This window comes from Halochromatium sp., from assembly GCF_046541315.1.
Classification (GTDB): domain Bacteria; phylum Pseudomonadota; class Gammaproteobacteria; order Chromatiales; family Chromatiaceae; genus Lamprobacter.
Genome location: NZ_JBKHDN010000005.1, coordinates 1 through 18,376, shown reverse-complemented (window position 1 = coordinate 18,376; position 18,376 = coordinate 1). Strand labels below are relative to the sequence as shown.

At 67.4% G+C, this 18,376-nt stretch carries 14 protein-coding genes; 2 read left to right on the top strand and 12 right to left on the bottom strand.

Going from position 1 to position 18,376, the window contains the following annotated elements; genetic code table 11:
- The first annotated feature begins 30 nt into the window (after positions 1-30).
- Together ACLFQI_RS01040 and ACLFQI_RS01035 are read left to right on the top strand one after the other, a co-directional pair.
- Positions 31-393 (top strand): gamma-butyrobetaine hydroxylase-like domain-containing protein, encoded by a 363-nt coding sequence (locus ACLFQI_RS01040; protein ID WP_410756934.1) that lies wholly within the window; start codon positions 31-33, stop codon positions 391-393.
- Positions 394-516: 123 nt separating this feature from the next.
- Positions 517-2,352 (top strand): EAL domain-containing protein, encoded by a 1,836-nt coding sequence (locus tag ACLFQI_RS01035; protein WP_410756933.1) that lies wholly within the window; start codon positions 517-519, stop codon positions 2,350-2,352.
- Between the two features lie 38 nt (positions 2,353-2,390).
- Here the strand turns inward: ACLFQI_RS01035 and ubiB are convergent, their stop codons facing one another.
- The 12 genes from ubiB to ACLFQI_RS00975 all read right to left on the bottom strand — a co-directional run.
- Positions 2,391-4,055, bottom strand: coding sequence for a ubiquinone biosynthesis regulatory protein kinase UbiB (ubiB, locus tag ACLFQI_RS01030; RefSeq protein WP_410756932.1), 1,665 nt, complete (start codon positions 4,053-4,055; stop codon positions 2,391-2,393).
- 48 nt (positions 4,056-4,103) lie between these two features.
- A complete protein-coding gene (locus ACLFQI_RS01025) occupies positions 4,104-4,766 on the bottom strand; it encodes an SCP2 domain-containing protein (RefSeq protein ID WP_410756931.1) in 663 nt (220 codons plus the stop codon).
- Positions 4,763-5,512: a bifunctional demethylmenaquinone methyltransferase/2-methoxy-6-polyprenyl-1,4-benzoquinol methylase UbiE gene (gene ubiE / locus ACLFQI_RS01020; protein WP_410756930.1), complete on the bottom strand. Its 750-nt coding sequence runs from the start codon at positions 5,510-5,512 to the stop codon at positions 4,763-4,765. The genes ACLFQI_RS01025 and ubiE overlap by 4 nt, the downstream gene beginning before the upstream one ends.
- 76 nt (positions 5,513-5,588) lie before the next feature.
- Complete coding sequence (locus tag ACLFQI_RS01015) at positions 5,589-6,320, bottom strand: SPOR domain-containing protein (RefSeq protein WP_410756929.1); 732 nt, start codon at positions 6,318-6,320, stop codon at positions 5,589-5,591.
- Between the two features lie 11 nt (positions 6,321-6,331).
- Positions 6,332-8,113, bottom strand: coding sequence for an arginine--tRNA ligase (gene argS, locus ACLFQI_RS01010; protein WP_410756928.1), 1,782 nt, complete (start codon positions 8,111-8,113; stop codon positions 6,332-6,334).
- A 393-nt stretch (positions 8,114-8,506) separates the two neighbouring features.
- Positions 8,507-8,929: an alternative ribosome rescue aminoacyl-tRNA hydrolase ArfB gene (arfB, locus tag ACLFQI_RS01005; protein WP_410756943.1), complete on the bottom strand. Its 423-nt coding sequence runs from the start codon at positions 8,927-8,929 to the stop codon at positions 8,507-8,509.
- Positions 8,930-9,124: 195 nt separating this feature from the next.
- Entirely contained in the window at positions 9,125-10,648 is a 1,524-nt protein-coding gene (locus tag ACLFQI_RS01000) for a DEAD/DEAH box helicase (RefSeq protein WP_410756927.1), read from the bottom strand.
- Between the two features lie 531 nt (positions 10,649-11,179).
- Positions 11,180-13,123 carry a complex I subunit 5 family protein gene (locus ACLFQI_RS00995; protein WP_410756926.1) on the bottom strand — a complete coding sequence of 648 codons (1,944 nt, stop codon included), beginning with the start codon at positions 13,121-13,123 and terminating at the stop codon, positions 11,180-11,182.
- Positions 13,120-14,625, bottom strand: a complete 1,506-nt coding sequence (locus ACLFQI_RS00990; protein ID WP_410756925.1) for a complex I subunit 5 family protein — start codon at positions 14,623-14,625, stop codon at positions 13,120-13,122. The genes ACLFQI_RS00995 and ACLFQI_RS00990 overlap by 4 nt, the downstream gene beginning before the upstream one ends.
- Positions 14,622-16,067, bottom strand: coding sequence for a complex I subunit 5 family protein (locus ACLFQI_RS00985; RefSeq protein ID WP_410756924.1), 1,446 nt, complete (start codon positions 16,065-16,067; stop codon positions 14,622-14,624). The genes ACLFQI_RS00990 and ACLFQI_RS00985 overlap by 4 nt, the downstream gene beginning before the upstream one ends.
- Positions 16,064-16,837, bottom strand: a complete 774-nt coding sequence (locus ACLFQI_RS00980) for a hydrogenase subunit MbhD domain-containing protein (protein ID WP_410756923.1) — start codon at positions 16,835-16,837, stop codon at positions 16,064-16,066. Before ACLFQI_RS00980 ends, ACLFQI_RS00985 begins: the two co-directional genes overlap by 4 nt.
- An 8-nt stretch (positions 16,838-16,845) precedes the next feature.
- On the bottom strand, positions 16,846-18,376 hold a 1,531-nt coding region (locus ACLFQI_RS00975; protein ID WP_410756922.1), incomplete at its 5' end, for a GGDEF domain-containing protein.

Below are 18,376 nucleotides of genomic sequence, written 5' to 3'. Positions count from 1 at the left end.
GAGCGGTCCGGTCCACAGCAAGGAGTCCTCATGCCAACCCCAACCGAATTCAATCTCCATCGTAGCTCGCGCGTGCTCGAGATCCGCTTCGACGACGGCAAGCACTTCACCATGCCGGTGGAGTTCCTGCGCGTCTATTCGCCCTCGGCCGAGGTGCAAGGGCACGGGCCGGGGCAGCGCGTGCTCCAGGTCGGCAAGGAAGACGTCAACATCGATCGCATCGAGCCGGTCGGCAACTATGCCGTCTGCCTGTACTTCGACGATGAACACAACACCGGCATCTATTCCTGGGAATACCTCTATAAGCTCGGCGAGAACCAGGAGGAACTCTGGCGGACCTATCTCGATGAACTGGAGAAGGCCGGCCATCCGCGCAAGATCCGCCCCTCATGAGGTGAAGCCCGCAGATGCCGAGAGGGCTGTTTCGGTGTCGGCTGATGCGGCCGATGGTCACGAAAGCGACACTCGATTTTGCTAAGCTACGGGTTAGTCGACTCCGTGATGGATCACTGCCCATTGACTCGACCCGACGGCACCCACAACCCCCGCCTTGGCCATGCCCTCTGCGACGATCCGGGCACGGGCGACGATATCGATGACGCCTGCCTGCGCGAACTCGATCAGATCTTGGCGCGACAGGCCCTCGTGCCGGCCTTCGCGCCGATCGCCGAATGGCGTCTGCGCGACCCGCATGGCTATCGCGGTCAGGTCAGCGGCCCCGCCGACAGCCCGCTTCGCCTGCCGTTGACCTTGTTCGGCGTGGCCGAGCATTGCGGACGCGCGGCGGAGCTGGCGTTAGCCGCCCTTGACAGCCTCGCTAGGCCGTTCCGGGCGCAAGGCCTCGGCGGTAAGCTCTTCTATCGGCTCAGACGAGCGGCCCTCTACGACCCCGGCTTTTGCGCTGAGCGGCTGCATGAGACCCTCACGCAGGCTGGGCTGGCGCCGGACAGACTGGTGCTGGGGCTCTCCGAGTATCGCGCCCATTCAAGCGTGCAGGCCTTGAGCCGGCTGTTCGCCGATCTGCGCGCGCTGGGCATCGAGTTCACCCTGTGCGGTTTCGGCGACAATCATGGCGCGCTGCGCGCAGTGGAGGCGCTGCGCCCGGACTATATCGAACTCAGTCACGGCCAGATCGAAGGCCTGCGAAGCGCTGCGCGGCACCATGATTTCATCCGCGCCACCTTGGATATCGCTCGACGTTTCAATGCGTTGGTGGTGGCGAGGGGGGTCGACAGCGAGCGCGATCTGCGCACCGCCGAGGCGCTCGGCATCCCGCTCCTCCAGGGCGCCCATCTCGGCGCGTTCGACCCAGCGCCAAGGAAACGGCTGCGCAAAAAGCTGTTTTCCGACGGCGCCGAAGCCGCGATCGGACCGGACGAAGCCCTGACGGCGACGGTCGCCGGGCTGGCGACCGAGATCCCGCCCGTGCGCGCGGACTATAGCGTCGAGGAAGTCGGCGACGTCTTCCATGCCAGCCGCCAATTGCAATCCTTGCCGGTGGTGGAGAAGGGCAAACCGCTCGGGCTGGTGCGGCGCATGGATTTCATGAATCTGTTCCTGAGCCGTTATGGGCGCGATCTGCATGGCAGGAAACCGATCCGCTTATTCATGGATACCAGACCGGTGATGGTCGAGCATGACACGCCGATCAGCGAGGTCAGTCAAAGACTCACCGATTACCATCAGAGCAATGCCCAGCCGGACTTCCTGGTCACGCGCAACGGCCGTTACCTGGGCGTCGGCTATATGGTCGATCTGCTGCGCGAGATCACCGCCTTGCAACTGCAAACCGCGCGCCATGCCAATCCGTTGAGTGGCCTGCCGGGCAACGTCCCGATCAATCAGCGGATCAACGAGAGGCTGCGCCAGCGGCGTGCGTTCGTGGTCGTCTACGTCGATCTGGACCACTTCAAGCCGTTCAACGACGCCTATGGGTACAGCAAGGGCGACGAGGTGATCGTCGCGGTAGCGACACTGTTGCTCAGCGAGTGTAGCGCACTCGGCGATTTCGTCGGCCATGTCGGCGGCGACGATTTCGTCCTCCTGTTCGAGGACGAAGACTGGGAGGCGCGTTGCCAGCGCATCCTGTCGACCTTCGAGGCGCTGGCACCGACGTTCTACAACGCAACCGACCGCGAGAACGGCGGCCTCTGGGGCGAGGACCGTCAAGGCAATCGCGTGTTCTTTCCCTTTCTCAGCCTCTCGCTGGGCGCCGTGCGGCCCGATCCGAGCTGCTGCAATTCGTTCCACGATGTCGCGACCATGGCCGCCGACGCCAAGCACATGGCCAAGCTGCAAGCCGGCAACAGTCTCTTCATCGAGCGCCGCTGCGGGCCGCATCGAGTGGCCTGATCGGCGCCCGCCGCAGGCCTGAAAGCGGCCGCTGGCGCCTAGCGTTCCCGCGGCGCGAGCAGATGGCGCCAGAGGATGAGCACGCTGGTCACCAGCATCGCAATCGCCGCGCCTGGGGCGAGCAGCGGGATCGGCGTGCTGGGTGGCGGGATCAGGATCAGCGCCGTGGCCAGTCCGGCCAGGGCGAGGGCGGTCAGCGTCGCGGTGGTGCGCGCATGGTTGGTCTTGATCTGGCTGGTCAACCCGGTCAGGCCGCGACTGCCGCCTTCGGGATAGAGCGCAGCCTGATGCTCGAGCTGATCGATGATGCGGTTCACCGCCACCGGGATGTCCGGCAGGCGCTCGGCGATGGCGGGCCAGTTGTGCGCGAAGCGCCGCGCCAGCATGCGCGGGCCGATCTGTTCGCGCATCCAGCGCTCCATGAACGGCTTGGCCGTGGTCCAGAGGTCGAGCTGCGGGTAGAGCTGCCGACCGAGGCCCTCGATATTGAGCAGCGTCTTCTCCAGCAGCACCAGCTGCGGCTGGATCTCCATGTCGAAGCGGCGCGCGGTCTGGAACAGGTTGACCAGGAAGCCACCGAACGAGATCTCGGACAGCGGCCGCTCGAAGATCGGCTCGCAGACGGTGCGGATGGCCGACTCGAACTCCTCCACCCGGGTGCCACGGGGCACCCAGCCGGACTCGACATGCAATTCGGCGACGCGGCGGTAATCGCGGCGGAAGAAGGCGAGCAGATTCTCGGCGAGATAGCGTTGGTCTTCCTTGGTCAGGCTGCCGACGATGCCGAAGTCGACCGAGATATAGCGCCCGGTCTCCTCGACGAAGATGTTGCCCGGATGCATGTCGGCGTGGAAGAAGTTATCGCGGAAGACCTGGGTGAAGAAGATCTCGACGCCACGGGTGCCGAGCAGGCGCATGCTGATGCCCTGCGCCTTGAGCTGCTCGACCTGCGACACCGGCGTGCCGTAGATGCGCTCCATCACCATCACGTTGGGCCGGGTCCAGTCCCAGAACACCTCGGGGATGTAGAGCATCTGGCTGTGCTTGAAGTTGCGCCGCAGCTGCGAGGCATTGGCGGCCTCGCGTTGCAGGTTGAGTTCATCGAAGATGGTCTTCTCGTATTCGCGCACCACCTCGACCGGGCGCAGCCGCCGGCCGTCGGGCCAATAGCGCTGCGCCAGATGCGCGAAGGTGAGCATCAGATCGACATCGCGGCGGATGATGCGCTCGATGTTCGGGCGCAGCACCTTGACGATCACCGCTTGGCCGTTCTTCAGGCGCCCGCTGTGGACCTGCGCGATCGAGGCGCTAGCGAGCGGGATCTCTTGAAACTCATCGAGCACGCTTTCGACCGGAACGCCCCAGGCCTTCTCGATCAAACCGCGTGCCACCGGGCCGGGGAAGGGCGGTACGCGGTCCTGCAGCCGTGCCAGTTCGACCGCCAATTCCTCCGGCAGCAGATCGACCCGTGTCGACAGCAGTTGGCCGAATTTGATGAAAATCGGCCCCAGCTCCTCGAGCGCGAGGCGCACCCGCACCGGATAGGCGGGCAGTGCCCGTCGGTACCAGTGCCAGGGCGCGAGATAGAGGAAAAAGCGCAGCGGCCGGAACAGCTTGGTCGCGACGATGACCTCGTCGAGACCATGCCGGAGCAGCACGACATTGATATGGAGCAGCCGCAGCGACTGCGAGAGGCGAAACATGACAGGCTCGGCGGCTGGGTGCTTGAGGCTCGCTAGGCGACGGCAGGATCAGGTGGGATCGGGAGCGGAGGTCTGACCGAGACGGCGAGCGAGCCGCGCGACGCGCGCCTCGAGCCGTTCGACGTCATCGCGCAGCTGGTCGACGCCTCCCAGAAAGCCCTGCATCTCGGTCTCGCTGGGCAAGAAACGGCCTTCCTCGATGAGGTATTCGCGCAGATCGGAGGTGAGCGTCCGACCGCTGTGCCGGGCCCAGCGGCCGCCGGCGCGCGCCTGCTGGCCGATGCGCTGGGCGATGCTGTCGCCGACCAGGGTCGAGAGCTGTTCTTCCCAATCGATATCCAGGCCCTTGAGCACGTCGCCGATGCGCTGGGCGAGGCTGTTATCGCCTTCGATCTCGACCGCGCCGCTGAAGATCTCGTCCTCGCGATGCTCGGCAAGGGCCAGGTTCAGCAGCGCCGCCGGCGTGGCGCTGACCTGGCAATCGGGCGCGGCGGCATAGTCGCCGAACAGACGCAAGGCGTTGCCCTCGGGGACGACATGCAGGTGCAGTCCGAAGCCGCTCAGTGCGATCCGCAACACCTGCCCTTGCACCTTGGCAAGGCCGGCCGCGCCCTCGGGGTCGAGCGCCAGGAGGCGGTTGATCAGGGCCTCGGTGGGCGCCAGCACCGCAGTGGGTAGCGCCAGGCTGGGGGTCTGGGTCTCGGTACTCACAACTTATAGCCGCGATGGATGGCGACGATGCCGCCGGTGAGGTTGAAGAACTCGCAGCGTTCCAGGCCCGCCTGCTCCATCATCGCGCGCAGGGTCTCCTGGTCCGGATGCATGCGAATCGATTCGGCCAGATAGCGATAGCTCTCGGGGTCGCCGGCGACCACGCGCCCCAGTGTCGGCAACACCGAGAACGAATAGAGATCGTAGGCCTTGGCCAGCGGCTTGGCGGTCGGATGCGAGAACTCCAGCACCAGGGCGCGACCGCCGGGACGCAGCACGCGGAACATCTCGTTCAACGCGAACTGCTTGTGGGTGACATTGCGCAGGCCGAAGCCGATGGTGACGCAATCGAAGCTGTCATCGGCGAAGGGGATCTTCTCGGCATCGATGAGGACGTAATCGAGATTGCCGACGACGCCGGCATCGACCAGCCGCGCGCGCCCCTGCTCGAGCATGGCCTGGTTGATGTCGGACATCACCACGCTGCCGGAAGGGCCGACGATGCGCGAGAACCGCTCGGCCAGATCGCCGGTGCCGGCGGCGAGATCGAGCACGCGTTGACCGCGCCGCGCGCCGGCGAGTTCGATGGTGCGTCGCTTCCAGAGGCGATGGATGCCCATCGACATGAGATCGTTCATGAGATCGTAACGCGAGGCGACCGAGTCGAACACGGCGCGCACACGCTCGGCCTTTTCCTTGACCGGAACTTCCTGGTAACCAAAATGGGTCGTCTTATCGTTGGACATCGAGGCTTGCCACTGAGTCGACTGTCGAGATGATGCGAAGTGTACACCTTGCGGCGTGGACAAGGGCTGCGAGCGGTCAACGCACGCGGATCATGATGCTTTCCTGGCCCTCATCCTCGAGTTTGGCGCGCAGCGCCTGCGCCTGGGGTTTTTCATGGCTGGCGGTGCGCACGCGATGATAGGTCTGGCCGTTGTCGATGGTCACGGTCTGGATACTGGTCTGAATGCCCTTCAACGCCAGCTGTGCCTTGAGCCGCTCGGCGTCCGCGCTGCTGCGGAAGGAGCCGAGCTGGAGCAAGTAGCTGCCCTGGCCGCCGCCGGACGCCGCGCTCGGTGCCGCGTGTGGCGCTGGCCTTGCGGCTGCGGTGTCGCGCTCGGCCCCGGTTTCGGCCCCGGTTTCGGCCCCGGTTTCGGCCCCAGCGTCGGCCCCGGTTTCGGTCCCAGCGTCGGTCCCAGCGTCGGTCGGCTGCGATCTCGGCCGGGAGGGCGCGGAGGTCTCGCCACTGGACGGCGATGGCGGTAGCGGTAGGGCTGGCGGCTCGCTGTCCTCTTGCTCGGAGACGAGCACCTCCTCTTCCGGCAGCAGGCTATAGAAGTCGAAGGTGCGTTCCTGGGGCGGGTTCGCCGGCGGGCGGGTCCTCGCCTGCTCGCTGCCGGGAGCCGATGCGGTCGGCTCATGCATCATCCAGGCGTAGCCGACACCGAAGGCGCCAAGCAGGCCGCCGAGCAGGAACCAAAAGGCACAGGTGCCGCGACGATTGCCACGGCGGCGCGCACTGGCAGTGGGTTGGCGGTAGTCTTTCGGCATCGATGCCTCGCTCACATCTGTTCGGGCGCGGAGACACCGATCAGCCCCAGGCCGTTCCGCAACACCTGACGCACGGCGAGGATCAGCTTGATGCGCGCGTCGCGCAGCGCGTCGTCATCGACCAGGAATTGATGCGCGTTGTAATAGGTGTGGAAGGCGTTGGCCAGCTCGCGCAGATAGGTCGTCAGCAGATGCGGCTCATGGCCGAGCGCCGCGGCCTCGACCACTTCCGGGTAGCGCGGCAGGATCTTCAGCAAGGCCAGCTCGTGCGGCTCGCCGAGCCGATCGAGATGGCGGATGCCCGGGCTCGGCTCGACCAGGATGCCTCTGTCCGCGGCCTGACGCAGCACGCTTTCGACCCGCGCATGGGCGTATTGGCAGTAATAGACCGGATTATCCGCCGACTGGCTCTTGGCCAGATCGAGATCGAAGTCCATGTGCTGCTCGCAGCGGCGCATCACATAGAAGAAGCGTGCCGCGTCGCGGCCGACCTCCTTGCGCAGTTGACGCAGGGTGACGAACTCGCCCGAGCGGGTCGACATCTGCACCTTTTCGCCGCCGCGATAGAGCACCGCGAACTGCACCAGCAGCACATCGAGCCGCTCGGCCGCATCGCCAAGCGCGGTCAGTGCCGCCTTCACGCGCGGGACGTAGCCGTGGTGATCGGCCCCCCAGACATCGATCACCCGCTCGAAGCCGCGCTCGAGCTTGTCCATGTGATAGGCGATATCGGAGGCGAAATAGGTGGTCTGGCCATTCTCGCGCACCAGCACCCGATCCTTTTCGTCGCCGAAGGCGCTGGAGCGAAACCAAAGCGCGCCGGCCTGGGTGTAGAGATGACCGGCCGCGCGCAGGCGCTCGATGGCACGGTTGACCGCGCCGCTCTCGGTGAGCGTGCGCTCCGAATACCATTCCTGATAGTGGGCGCCGAATTCGCCGAGATCCTGGCGGATATCGTCGAGGATGGTGTTCAGGCCGAGTTCGAAGACGAAGCGATAGCGGTTGTCGCCGAGCAGCCGCTTGGCGTTGGCGATCACCCCATCGATGTGCGCCTCCTTGTCACCGTTCGGCTCGCCGGCGATCGCATCGGCCGGCAGACCGGCCATCACCAGGTCGGCGGCAACCCGGTAATCATCGCCATGTTCGCGGTGCAGGCTAGCGGCGATATCCCAGACGTAGTCGCCCTTGTAGCCGTTGCTCGGGAAACGCAGCGTCTCGCCGCAGAGTTCCAAATAACGCAGCCAGACCGAGGCGCAGAGGATGTCCATCTGCCGCCCGGCGTCGTTGACGTAGTACTCGCGATGCACGTCGAAGCCGACCGCTTCCAGCAGATCGGCGACCACGGCGCCATAGGCCGCGCCCCGGCCATGACCAACATGCAGCGGTCCGGTGGGGTTGGCGGAGACGAACTCGACCTGTACCCGCTTGCCGGCGCCGATGCGGGAACGCCCGAAGCTCGGTCCTTGGGCGATGATCTCGGCGACCTGGGCGTGAAAGGCATCGGCGGCCAAGTGAAAATTGATGAAACCAGGGCCGGCGATCTCGACCCGCTCGATGAACGAGGAGCCGGGCAAGGCGGCGACGATCCGTTCGGCGAGCGCGCGCGGCTTGGTGCGGGCGCGTTTGGCCAGCACCATGGCGGCATTGGTGGCGAAGTCGCCGTGGCTGTCGTCACGGGTCCGCTCGATCTGCGGCTCCGGCAGCCCGTCGCTGAAGGTGTCCGGGTCGAGGATGGCTTGGGCGATCAACTGCTCGAGCGCAGCGCGCACCAATCCTTGGATCTGTTGCTTCATGGATTCTCGTCTTGCACAGCGGTTTAGGCGTTGCCGACGCCGCCGAGCGGCTCAGGTCGACCGAGTAGGCGTCCGCGTCGCCCTGGTTTGGCCCATTCGCCGCCCCTCGGGCATCTTTTTCGATCATGCTCGCGGTCAGGGGACGGTCGGCGTTCCATGGCGGCGCCATCGACGCCAGCGCTGGGCTTGGGTTGCGCGGGCTTGGGTTGCGCGGATCGGGCGGCGTGGAGTCGGCGGGCGATCAATAGATTCCAAGGATACGGAAACGACGGCAGACTCGCCAGATCGTTGTGCGATGCCACGCGTTCCCCCAGCCATGATGCCGGCTGCGATGGTCATCCGTGTCACCGGCCGGCGCCCTGGACGCGGTGGCGCGCCAGCGCGGCCGCTGCGTCAGTCGGTGTCGGAAATGGGCCGGCGTAACGACTTGACCCGTCCCCGGCGCGTCTTCTCGTCGATGCGGCGGCGCTTGGCGGCGCGCGGCGGCCTGGTCGGCGTGCGCGGTCTCGGCGCGACGCTGGCGCGCGCGATGCACTCGGCAAGTCTGGCCCGGGCATCGGCGCGGTTGCGCTCACGGGTGCGGAAGCGATGGGCGTGGATGGTCAGCACGCCGTCGCGGTCGATGCGCCGATCGCCGCTGGCGAGCAGGCGCTCACGCACCGGCTCCGGCAGCGATGGCGAGCGCTTCAGATCCAGGCTGAGCTGGACCGCCGTGGCGAGCTTGTTGACATTCTGGCCACCCGGTCCGGGCGAGCGCACGAAGCGCTCTTGCAGCTCTTGCTCGGGGATCTGGATGGTCGCGGTGATCTCGAGCATGGTGATGGTCAGCCGAGCTTGCACCGCCCGCTACGGAATCAACCAGGTGACGGCGACCGGGAACAGGCGTGCGCTGGGGTTGGCGAAGCGGGCGCGCAGGTGCGCGCTCTCGCGCTCGATCCCTGTCGGGATGTTCGACGATCGGATTATCGACGCTCAGCACTGGTCTGGAGCGTCAATGTTAGGCTGACCGCCTCAGTCGTCGCGACCGCCGAGCAGTGCGGCCGTCTCCTGCGAGCGCGTGCGTCGAGGGTGACGATGCGTGCTCGGACGGTTGGCGTCGACGCCTTGGCGACGGCTGTGACCGCGGTTGGCGGCGGCCGGGCTGCGGCGCTCCTCGGTCCTGCCCGCGCCAGCCCCGGCCCGGCGCGGTCGCTGTCCCGGGGTTGAGGCAGCGGTGCGCCCCTCGGCATGGCGACCACCGGCGCGCGCCGGACGCGGGCCACCACGTCCGTTCTTGATCGGCTCGGCCGGGATGCTCGGGTCCGGCTCGTAACCGGGCTGGACGATCTTCGGCACCTCGCGCTTGAGCAGGCGCTCGATGTCGCGCAGCAGCCGGTGCTCGTCGACACAGACCAGCGACACGGCCTGGCCCTCGCGCCCGGCGCGGCCGGTGCGCCCGATCCGGTGCACATAGTCCTCCGGCACATTCGGCAGCTCGTAGTTGACCACATGCGGGAGCTGATCGATGTCGAGCCCGCGCGCGGCGATGTCAGTGGCCACCAGCACCCGCACATCGCCGCTCTTGAAGCCGGCGAGCGCGCGGGTGCGCGCGCCCTGGCTCTTGTTGCCGTGGATCGCGGCGGCGCTGAGGCCATCGGTCTCGAGCTGCTCGGCGAGGCGGTTGGCGCCGTGCTTGGTGCGGGTGAAGACCAGCACCTGACGCCAGTCGTTGGCACCGATCATGTGGCTCAGCAGCTCGCGCTTGCGCTGGCGATCGACCGGATAGACCACCTGATCGATGCGCTCGGCGGTGGTGTTGCGCGGTGCCGCCTCGATCAGCTCGGGGTTGTTCAGCAGCCGCTCGGCGAGGCGCTTGATGTCGTCGGAGAAGGTCGCCGAGAACAGCAGGTTCTGCCGCGCATGATTCGGCGGCAGCAGTGCCAGTACCTTCTTGATGTCGTGGACGAAGCCCATGTCGAGCATGCGATCGGCCTCGTCCAGGATCAGGGTCTCGACCTCGGACAGGTCGACCGTGCCCTGGCCGGCGTGGTCGAGCAACCGGCCTGGGGTGGCGACGAGGATATCAACGCCCCGGCGCAGTTGTTCGATCTGCGGGTTGATCTTGACCCCGCCGAAGATCACCGCCGAGCGCAGCGGCAGATACTGGCCGTAGGTCTGGATGCTCTCCTGCACCTGAGCCGCAAGCTCGCGGGTCGGGGTCAGCACCAGCGCGCGAATTGGCCGGCGTGCGCCTGCGGCTGCTCGGCCGCCGGATTGTCTGGCAGGTTGCCGGGCCGATTGGCCGTCCGTTTGTCCGTCGGATCGTTCAGCCGAGGGTTTGGCGCCGCGGCGCGAGGTCTGGGTGCTCAGGCGTTGCAACAAGGGCAGGGTGAAACCGGCGGTCTTGCCGGTGCCGGTCTGCGCCGCAGCCATCACGTCGCCACCGCCGAGGATGGTCGGAATGGCCTTGGTTTGGATCGGGGTGGGTTGGGTATAGCCCTGCTCGCGCACTGCGCGCAGGAGTTCGGCCGAAAGGCCAAGGGTGTCGAATGACATCGAGGTCTGACTCCAGATGGGCCCTCCCGTCCTGCATTGAGGCGGGAGCCGGTCCGGGCTGGATGAATAGCGAATAGCCCTAGTCGCGCGCGGCTCGCGATCGGCGTCGAGCCGATGGCGGGTGCCTTAGGATGGTTGCGGAGCAGGGGAGCAGCGAACGGCTCAAGCGATTTTCGGCGACCGCATCCGCCCATGGCGGCTGGTCGCGAGCGGTGCCGACCGGTCCAGGCACCCGAAGGTCGTGAGTATAACCCAAAACCGAGCCTGGCCGTCTGTTTTTCTTCGCCCACGTCCTGTTTTATGCCAGCAATTCCCGGTGAACACTAACCTGCTGAAAAATTGGGCCGTATTGTTGCGAGATGTTGGTAGCCCAGGCTCTCCCGGGTCTCATGGGGCCCAGAGGTGGAGTCCAGTGAGATCGGGCGCTTAGGCGCTTGCCGGAAAAGCTCATACCGCCTTGCTGGTTGTATCCGGTTGTTTGCTCCTGGTTGCGTGTCCATCGCTGCTAGAGCGAGCGCAGGCCCAAGCCATTCAGGGCCAGAGCGGCGTGCTCTGGGCGTCGAGCAACAGCAGACCGGCCAAGCCCACGGCCACGGCCAGCAGGAGCATCGCCAACTGACGACGCAGCCAGCCCTCGGCGCGTGTCAGCGCATTCAGGCCGGTCAAGCCATTGCCCGCGCGCGCGCCCCACCAGGCGATCCAGGCCGCTTGCAAGCTAGCCAATCCCTTCAGCATCCGACGTCCAAGACGCCGCAGCCGACGCCCGCCGGCGGCTAATGGCCACCAGAGATCGCCCGCTGGTAGCCAATGGCTCAGCCTGGGTCCAAGTCGGCGCAGACTCCAGCCGAACCCGACCGACATCAGCAGCCCGAGCCCCAACGGCCAGAGCAGCGTGGGGAGTTCACTGAACCTCGGCCAGCCGCGCCCACCCACGAGCCCGCCGGTGAGCCAGCCGGCCCAAAATGGCAGGCTAAGCGCGGCGACGAGGCTCATCAACCAAGCCAGCGGCATTGGCGCGAGCAAGCGCTGATCATCGGCGGCCACAGGCGTCCGCTGGCTCGGGCGTGTCCGATTTGGGCCTGTCCGGCGCGCACTCGTCTGCTCCGGGCTTCGGCCCCTCTGGCGCCATTGTGTCCATTGCCGCCACAGCGTTCGCGCCATCAGGAGCGTGGTCCCGACGGCCGCCAGGCTCAGCCAAAGCGCCAAGTCGGGCGCGCCAGCCGCAGCGAGCACCTCCTTGGCGCCCCGCTTGGCGATCAGTCCCGAGCCCAGCGCGCCCGCCAGCGACAACGCCGGCAGTGTCAGCAAGATCCAGAGCAACCAGGCGGGCCAGCGTGGCGCTTGCTCGCTGATGCCGACACCGAAGAACAGCGCGCCCTTGCTCAAGCCATGATGAGCGGCGAAATAGACCACCAGCGCGCCGAGCGCGGGCCAGCTGTCCGGGCGCAGCAACCCGAGCGCGACCAGGGCCGTGAGCACGCCCATCTGGCTGACGCTGGAATAGGCCAGCACGGCCTTCGGCTGGCGTTGCACGACGCCCAAGAGCGCCGCCGCGAAGGCGCCGACCAGGCCGGCCGCGAGCATCGCCAGCCCGAGTCCGCGGAAGGACGCGTCGACACCGGCCATGCCCAGCGGCAACGTGCTCAGCCAGCCGACCAGGCCGGCCTTGATCATCGCGCCACTGAGCACGGCGCTGGCCGGCGTCGGTGCCGCCGGATGCGCCAACGGCAGCCACAGGTGGAGGCCGATCACCCCAGCCTTGACCCCGAAGCCGAGCCACAGCAGCAGCCCCATCCACAACCCCGCGTCCGCCGTCGCCAGGGTCGCGCGCAGCTGCGACAGGGTCAGTGCCGAGTCGGTGCCGGCACCCCACAGCAGGCCGGCCAGAAGCATGCCTTCCCCGAGCACGGCCATGATCAGATAGGCCAGGCCGCCGGTGCGCGCCTCGCGGCTGCCGCTGTGGATCGCCAGCGGATAGGCCGAGAAGGTCATCAGCGCGAAGCCGAGATAGAAACTGGCGATGTCCTCGGCCAGGAGCAGCAGCAGATTGCCGCAAAGCGTCAGTGGCCAGAACAGCGCGAAGCGCAGCAGCCGGGAACGGCTGGTCGGATCGCCGGCCGCGGCCCGGGTTTGTTCAGCGGCCAGATAGCCACGCGCGTACCAACCCGCCAGCCCCCACAGCAGGGCGGTGAAGGCCAGCAGCAGGCGGCGTTGGTCATCGAGCGCCCAGTCTCCGCCGAGCAGCCAGACATCCAGCCGCAGACCGCCGTCAGGACCCAGCACGGCGAGCGCGAGCGCCGGCCAGGGCGCGCTGATCCAGAGCCAATCCAGCGCCAGGCGTGGCTTCTCGGGCGCGACCAGCGCCCACCGCAGGGTCCGCAGCGCGAGCAGCAGCGGCCATAGCAGTGCCGCCAAGAGCAATGCCGCCAAGAGCAAAGGGGCGAGGGGCAGGGGTGCGGGGAGCAGATCGATCATGGCGCGAGGTAGGTCTCGTTCACCACCCGGGTCGCCCACTGCAAGGGGCTGCACGGCAGCCCCGCCAGCATCCCGGCGAGCAGGCTCAGCAGCGCCGTCGCCAGGGCTGGCAGCAAAAGCCAGACGCTGGTCTCGAACCGACTCGGCGCGCGCTCGGCCGGCCAGGTGCCGACCCCATGGGCCGGCCCGGGGCGGAACCAGAGCCGGTTGAGGATGGGCAGGAAGTAGGCCGCATTGAGCAGGCTGCTCGCGACCAGCACCGCGATCACCCAGGGCATCTCGGCCTGGATCGCGCCCATCCCGAGCATCCATTTGGAGATGAAGCCGACCACCGGCGGCAGTCCGATCATGCCGAGCGCGCCGATGCTGAAGGCGATGCTGCTCAGCGGCATGCGCCGGCCGACGCCGTCCAGTTCGTCGATGCGATGAATGCCCAACTCCTCGGCGTAATTGCCAGCGCAGAAGAACAGCGTGACCTTCATCAACCCCTGATGCAGCAGATGCGCGAGCGCGGCGATGGTGCCGAGCGGCCCGAACAGCCCGATCCCGAGCACGATGTACGCGACCTGGCTGACGGTGGAGTAGGCCAGGCGGGGTTTCAGCTCCTGCTGGGTCAGCGCGCGCAGGGAGCCGTAGACGATGGTCACGCAGGCGATCAGCACCAGTCCATCGAGCACGCCCAAGGCCGCGCTGAAGCCGATGCCGTAGACATCGTAGACCAACCGGACGATGCCGAAGGCGCCGGCCTTGACCACCGCCACCGCATGCAGCAGGGCGCTGACCGGCGCCGGCGCCACCATCGCCCGCGGCAGCCAGCCATGCAGCGGCACCAGCGCCGCCTTGACGCCGAAACCGAGGATCAGTAGCCAGAACAGCCCGATCAGCCAGGGGCGCGCCTCAGGGCCGAGTTCGGCCAGGATCTCCTGCTGGCCGAAGCGTAGATCCCCGGCCAGCACCTGCAACGCCACCATGCCGACCATCAGCGCCAGACCGGCGCTGAGCGTATAGCGCAGGTAGACGGTGGCTGCGGCCAATGCCTGCGGGGTGCCGCGATGGGCCACCAGCGGATAGGTGGAGAGCGTCAGCAGCTCGTAGAAGACCAGCAGGGTGAACAGGTTGCCGGCCAGGCTGATGCCCAGGGTGCTGGCGACGCAGAGGCTGAAGAAGCCGAAGAAGCGCCGACGATTGGGCGAGTCCTCGAGGTAGCCGATGGCATAGATGGTGGTGAACAGCCAGAGCAGCGAAGACAATGCCGCGAAGGTCAGTCCGAGCGCATCGACGCGGAGGACGAAGCTCAGGCCCTCGACCACCGCGAACTCGACCGCATAGACCTCGCCCGCGACCAATCCTCGCGCCATCCAGATCACCAGCACCAGCTTGATCAGCGCGGCGGCGAGATTGAGCGCGGTGCGGGTGCGCGCGGCCCGTTCCGGCAGCATGAAGATCACGCCGGCGGTGAGCAGCGAGCTGGCCAGGGTCGCCAACGGCAGCAGGGCGTTCACGGCACCCCCGCCAGCGCCAGAAACGACAGCGGCCAGGCCGCCGCCAGACCCAATCCGATCGCGGCCAGCGCCAGCGCCAAGGCGATCAGTTCCATCCCCAACGGGAGCCGGCGCAAGGCCGGTTCCGGGGTCTCCTCGACGAACGAGCAGCGCAGCACCCGGAACACATAGCTCGCGCTGAGCAGCGTCCCCACCCCCAGCACCACCACCCAGGGCCATTGGCCCGCCGCCAGCGCGGCCTGCAACCACAACCACTTGGCGGTGAAGCCGGCGCTGGGCGGTAGTCCCATCAGGGTCACCGCCGCGAGCCCGAAGGTCATCAACGAGAGCGGGAGCCGGCGGCTGGTTCCGGTCAGTCCCTCGAGCCGATGCGCGCCAGTCGAGAGCAGCAGATTGCCGGCGGCCATGAACATCGCCGCCTTCGCCAACGCATGCCCGGCAAGCTGCAGCCAGGTCGCCTGCCAGGCCAACCAGGCCACCGCCGCGCTGGTCCCGGCCAGCAACGGGAAGGCCAGCATCAGATACCCCAATTGACCGACGGTGGACCAGGCCACCAGTTGTTTGAGCCCGACGGCGCGCCAGGCCTGCACCCCGCCCCAGAGCACCGCCAGGCTGCCGAGCGCGCCGAGCGCCCAGGCGCCGGCGACGGCCTCGGGCAGCAGCGCGCGCCAGAGCAGCAGCAGGATGAAAAACGACGCCTTGACCACCAGCGCGCCATGGATCGCGCTGACCGGGGTCCAGGCGCTGCCATGCACCGGCGCCAGCCAACCATGCAGCGGAAAGATCGCCGCCTTCAGCAGCAGCCCGCTGGCCAACAGCGCGACACCGATCTGGGTGACCGGCTCGGGTTGGGCGACCGCCGCCAGCCCCGCCAGATCGAGTCGGCCCCAGGCACCGAGCAGCAGGGCGCTGCCGAGCAGCCAGGCCAGCGAGCCGACCAGCGCGAACAGCAGATAGCGCAAGCCGGCGCTCAGGGCCTCGACGCTGCCGGGCAGCAGCATCATGCCGACGGCGCAGAGCCCCATCAATTCCAGACCGGCGTAGAGCAGGAGCAGATCGGCGGCGATCCAGATCAGCCCCAGAGCGAGCGCCAGCCCGCCCAGCAGTGGCCAGAGCCAGGCATAGGCGCGCCTGCCGAGTGTCGTGGTGCGGACATCGCCAGCGGCATAGAGGGCGCTGGCGACGAGCAGCAGTTGCGTCAACAGCCATAACAACGCGGCCAGACCGTCCAAGCGCCAGTGCAGCGACAGCGGTCCGAGCGTCAGGCGTCCCGCCATCGGCCCCGTCTCGACCCCGAGCAGCAACCCGAGCGCGACCAGCGGCAAGGGCAGGCCAAGCAACAACACCAAACCGCTGTGGCGCGGCGGGCGGACCCAGGCCAGCAGACCCAGCGCCAGCGGTGCGAACAACAGCCAGAGCAGATGGAACGGCGTCGGGCTCATGGCGTTGAGCCAGCGCTGGTGCCCGCGCCCAAGCTCGGGTCCGTGCCCGTGCTCATGGCCGAGCGGGCGTTTGGGCTGACGGCGGCGCTGAAATCGGCGTTGAAGTCGGCGCTCAGGGCGACCTGACCGGCCCGGGCATGCAGGCGCAGCAACAGCGCCGCGCCGAGCATCGAGCCGAGCAGCGCCACCACCAAGCCGATGAGGATCAACGCCCGCATCTCCGCGGTTGGAACCGACGCCGGCGCGGCCAGCCCAGTTAGCAGCAGGAAGACCCCGGAGCCGAGCAGATTGAAGGCCAGCAGCCGCCGCAGCAGATGGCGCTGAGTGCTGAAGGCCCAGAGCCCCAGGCCCATGATCGGCACGCCGGTCGCGGCCAGCAGCGTGCTGGCCGAGCGCGGCGGCGTCAGCGCCTCGACGCCGAGCAGCCAGACCAGGGTGGTACCGGTCAGGCCCAGCCAGCTCAGGATCAGCAGCCAGCGCAGCGGCGCCGTGCGGCGCGCTTGCCGTGCCGTCTCGTCCACTGGCGACAGGCGCGGCAGCGCTCCTCGCCCGCGCAATGTCCACAGCAGCGTGCCGCCGGTCAGCAGCGCCCCGAGCAGCGCCTCCGCGAGCGCCAGCCAGGGCGCCCCGAGCAGCAGCCAGGCCAAAGACATCAGCAGCGCGAAGGCGACGAAGGCCTGGCAGGCACGTCCCAGATCGCGATCCAAGAGGCAGAGGCTGGCCGCTAGGAGCAACAGCACCGCCAGCACCCAGGCGAATGTCAGAGCCATCGCCGCGCTTAATCCAAGCTCACGCGGTTGCGCCCCTGCTCCTTGCTCCGATAGAGCGCGCGGTCGGCGGCGCGGACCAGCTCGGCCTTGGTGGGCGGGTCACCGCGCCCATTCCAATGGGCCAGGCCGATGCTGACCGTGATCCGCAGCGGGGTCGCGGCGAAGGTAAAGGTGGCTTGCTCGATCTCGTGGCGCAGACGCTCGGCGAAGCGCTGGCCCTGCTCGCGTTCCGACTCCGGCAGGATGACCAGGAATTCCTCGCCGCCATAACGGGCCAGCCTATCCGAGTCTCGGGTCAGGCTTTGGCACAGGTTGGCGAGCTGCAGCAAGACCTGATCGCCGGCCTGATGCCCGTGCTCGTCGTTGAGCGCCTTGAAGTGGTCGATATCGAACAGCACCAGCATCAGCGGGCGCTGATAGCGGGCGCTGCGTTCGAGTTCGGCGTCGAGCAGCTCCTGCATGTAGGCGTGGTTGTACAGCCCGGTGAGGCCATCGGTGCGCGCGAGCACCAGCAGTTGTTCCTCGCGCGCCAGAGTCGAGACGATCGGGCGCAGCGCCAACACCGTCAGCAGATAGATCACCAGGGTCGCGACCAGGATGGTGACCAGCAGGATCAACGTCTGCCGATCGATCGGCGCGAAGAATTGCTCGGCATCGACGATCGACACCAGGCTCCAGGCATCGAACTCCAGGGGCTGTTGGTGGATCACGAAACGCGGGTCGCTCGCGCCCGAGGTCAGGAACTGCCGCAGCGCCGCATGGGCTTGCTCATCGGCCGTCTGGTTGGGCCAATACCTGATCTCGCGTTCGCCAAGGATCAGCGCCAAGGTATGGGCGGGGCGGCTCTGTTCGTCGATGAACCGCTGTATCGCCCGGTCACTGATGATCAGCAGATCGAAGCCGATGCGCTCCTGGGCCTCGTCGAAGATCGGCGAGCAATAGACCAGCTCGTCGGTGCGCTCGGCCGGTGCGTTCGGCAGCATCCGCACCCGTTCGAGCGTCTCGGGCTCGCAGGCGTCCGTCAGCCTGTTGGGCACCGGCACGCCGACGCTGAACAGGCGGTCGCCGTCGGGGTCGTGGCGGACGATCGCGCGCATGGCGTCGCTGGCATCCAGCGCATCGGCGAGCTTCGGTTGGCTGAAATCGACCAGCGCCTCGCGCGTGATCTCGCCGCGCAGGAAGGCGGCTTGTTGTTCGCGGATCGCGCGGCGGCTGGCGACCTGGCGCGCCAGATCCTCGTGATTGCTAAAGATCGCCCGCACCCGGCCGACGCTGTTCTGCAGGGCCAAATCGATACTCTCGGTATGCATCGCGCGCAGATAACCGATCAGCGGGCGCATGCCGAACAGATAAAAACTGCCGATCAGCAGCAGGCTGCTGAGTCCAACCACGACATAGACGTTATAGATCTGGCTACGGTGCTTGATATTCATTGCGGAGGCGAGGTCGTGACGCGCGAGGATTCCATCGGGCTGGCGCAGCGGACAGGATACGCCAAGATAGCGAGCGGACCTATCCGCAGCGAGCATTGGCGTCGCA